We start from the raw sequence: 3,382 nt of genomic DNA, 5'->3' as shown, positions 1-3,382 counted from the left end.
TTTGATTAGATCGTTCTTTAAAAATTTGGGTATGTGATAGAAAGATAGACTGAACGTTACTTTCACTGGTAACGGATCAGGCTAAGGTAAAATTTGTGAGCTGCTCTTAATTAAGAGAGCATGCGAATTTTCGGCGAATGTCGTCTTCATAGTATAACCAGATTGCTTGGGGTTATATGGTCAAGTGAAGAAGCGCATACGGTGGATGCCTTGGCAGTCAGAGGCGATGAAAGACGTGGTAGCCTGCGAAAAGCTTCGGGGAGTCGGCAAACAGACTTTGATCCGGAGATGTCTGAATGGGGGAACCCAGCCATCATAAGATGGTTATCTTGTACTGAATACATAGGTGCAAGAGGCGAACCAGGGGAACTGAAACATCTAAGTACCCTGAGGAAAAGAAATCAACCGAGATTCCCTTAGTAGTGGCGAGCGAACGGGGACTAGCCCTTAAGTGGCTTTGAGATTAGCGGAACGCTCTGGAAAGTGCGGCCATAGTGGGTGATAGCCCTGTACGCGAAAATCTCTTAGTCATGAAATCGAGTAGGACGGAGCACGAGAAACTTTGTCTGAATATGGGGGGACCATCCTCCAAGGCTAAATACTACTGACTGACCGATAGTGAACTAGTACCGTGAGGGAAAGGCGAAAAGAACCCCGGAGAGGGGAGTGAAATAGATCCTGAAACCGTATGCGTACAAGCAGTGGGAGCCCACTTTGTTGGGTGACTGCGTACCTTTTGTATAATGGGTCAGCGACTTATTTTCAGTGGCGAGCTTAACCGAATAGGGGAGGCGTAGCGAAAGCGAGTCTTAATAGGGCGTCTAGTCGCTGGGAATAGACCCGAAACCGGGCGATCTATCCATGGGCAGGTTGAAGGTTGGGTAACACTAACTGGAGGACCGAACCGACTACCGTTGAAAAGTTAGCGGATGACCTGTGGATCGGAGTGAAAGGCTAATCAAGCTCGGAGATAGCTGGTTCTCCTCGAAAGCTATTTAGGTAGCGCCTCATGTATCACTGTAGGGGGTAGAGCACTGTTTCGGCTAGGGGGTCATCCCGACTTACCAAACCGATGCAAACTCCGAATACCTACAAGTGCCGAGCATGGGAGACACACGGCGGGTGCTAACGTCCGTCGTGAAAAGGGAAACAACCCAGACCGTCAGCTAAGGTCCCAAAGTTATGGTTAAGTGGGAAACGATGTGGGAAGGCTTAGACAGCTAGGAGGTTGGCTTAGAAGCAGCCACCCTTTAAAGAAAGCGTAATAGCTCACTAGTCGAGTCGGCCTGCGCGGAAGATGTAACGGGGCTCAAACCATACACCGAAGCTACGGGTATCATCTTCGGATGATGCGGTAGAGGAGCGTTCTGTAAGCCTGTGAAGGTGAGTTGAGAAGCTTGCTGGAGGTATCAGAAGTGCGAATGCTGACATGAGTAACGACAATGGGTGTGAAAAACACCCACGCCGAAAGACCAAGGTTTCCTGCGCAACGTTAATCGACGCAGGGTTAGTCGGTCCCTAAGGCGAGGCTGAAAAGCGTAGTCGATGGAAAACAGGTTAATATTCCTGTACTTCTGGTTATTGCGATGGAGGGACGGAGAAGGCTAGGCCAGCTTGGCGTTGGTTGTCCAAGTTTAAGGTGGTAGGCTGAGATCTTAGGTAAATCCGGGATCTTAAGGCCGAGAGCTGATGACGAGTGTTCTTTTAGAACACGAAGTGGTTGATGCCATGCTTCCAAGAAAAGCTTCTAAGCTTCAGGTAACCAGGAACCGTACCCCAAACCGACACAGGTGGTTGGGTAGAGAATACCAAGGCGCTTGAGAGAACTCGGGTGAAGGAACTAGGCAAAATGGCACCGTAACTTCGGGAGAAGGTGCGCCGGTGAGGGTGAAGGACTTGCTCCGTAAGCCCACGCCGGTCGAAGATACCAGGCCGCTGCGACTGTTTATTAAAAACACAGCACTCTGCAAACACGAAAGTGGACGTATAGGGTGTGACGCCTGCCCGGTGCCGGAAGGTTAATTGATGGGGTTAGCTAACGCGAAGCTCTTGATCGAAGCCCCGGTAAACGGCGGCCGTAACTATAACGGTCCTAAGGTAGCGAAATTCCTTGTCGGGTAAGTTCCGACCTGCACGAATGGCGTAACGATGGCGGCGCTGTCTCCACCCGAGACTCAGTGAAATTGAAATCGCTGTGAAGATGCAGTGTATCCGCGGCTAGACGGAAAGACCCCGTGAACCTTTACTATAGCTTTGCACTGGACTTTGAATTTGCTTGTGTAGGATAGGTGGGAGGCTTTGAAGCGTGGACGCCAGTTCGCGTGGAGCCATCCTTGAAATACCACCCTGGCAACTTTGAGGTTCTAACTCAGGTCCGTTATCCGGATCGAGGACAGTGTATGGTGGGTAGTTTGACTGGGGCGGTCTCCTCCTAAAGAGTAACGGAGGAGTACGAAGGTGCGCTCAGACCGGTCGGAAATCGGTCGTAGAGTATAAAGGCAAAAGCGCGCTTGACTGCGAGACAGACACGTCGAGCAGGTACGAAAGTAGGTCTTAGTGATCCGGTGGTTCTGTATGGAAGGGCCATCGCTCAACGGATAAAAGGTACTCCGGGGATAACAGGCTGATACCGCCCAAGAGTTCATATCGACGGCGGTGTTTGGCACCTCGATGTCGGCTCATCACATCCTGGGGCTGAAGCCGGTCCCAAGGGTATGGCTGTTCGCCATTTAAAGTGGTACGCGAGCTGGGTTTAGAACGTCGTGAGACAGTTCGGTCCCTATCTGCCGTGGACGTTTGAGATTTGAGAGGGGCTGCTCCTAGTACGAGAGGACCGGAGTGGACGAACCTCTGGTGTTCCGGTTGTCACGCCAGTGGCATTGCCGGGTAGCTATGTTCGGAATAGATAACCGCTGAAAGCATCTAAGCGGGAAACTAGCCTCAAGATGAGATCTCACTGGAACCTTGAGTTCCCTGAAGGGCCGTCGAAGACTACGACGTTGATAGGTTGGGTGTGTAAGCGCTGTGAGGCGTTGAGCTAACCAATACTAATTGCCCGTGAGGCTTGACCATATAACACCCAAGCAATTTGCTGACTCCTGATTTTGAAAAAAGAGGAGCGCCAGATTGCGGTGTGTGAAGACGAAACGAACCGAAAGTTTGCGACTCACAAAACGCACTGACTATTACATACCCAATTTGCTGAAGCGAGGCCAACTGGCCACGACTCAGTACCCGAATTTCTTGACGACCATAGAGCATTGGAACCACCTGATCCCATCCCGAACTCAGCAGTGAAACGATGCATCGCCGATGGTAGTGTGGGGTTTCCCCATGTGAGAGTAGGTCATCGTCAAGATTAAATTCCGAAACCCCTATCTGC

At 50.9% G+C, this 3,382-nt stretch carries 2 rRNA genes; both read left to right on the top strand.

The features are described 5' to 3' along the window. Positions 1-178 precede the first annotated feature (178 nt). Positions 179-3,072: ribosomal RNA gene (locus CKW29_RS25265) — 23S ribosomal RNA — on the top strand. 170 nt (positions 3,073-3,242) lie between these two features. Beyond that, positions 3,243-3,358: ribosomal RNA gene (gene rrf, locus CKW29_RS25260) — 5S ribosomal RNA — on the top strand. The last annotated feature ends 24 nt before the right edge of the window (positions 3,359-3,382 follow it).

The organism is Pseudomonas sp. Irchel s3a18, assembly GCF_900187535.1.
Taxonomy (GTDB): Bacteria; Pseudomonadota; Gammaproteobacteria; order Pseudomonadales; family Pseudomonadaceae; genus Aquipseudomonas.
The sequence above is the reverse complement of the archived record's forward strand: the minus strand, read 5'-3'. Positions and strand labels throughout refer to the sequence as shown.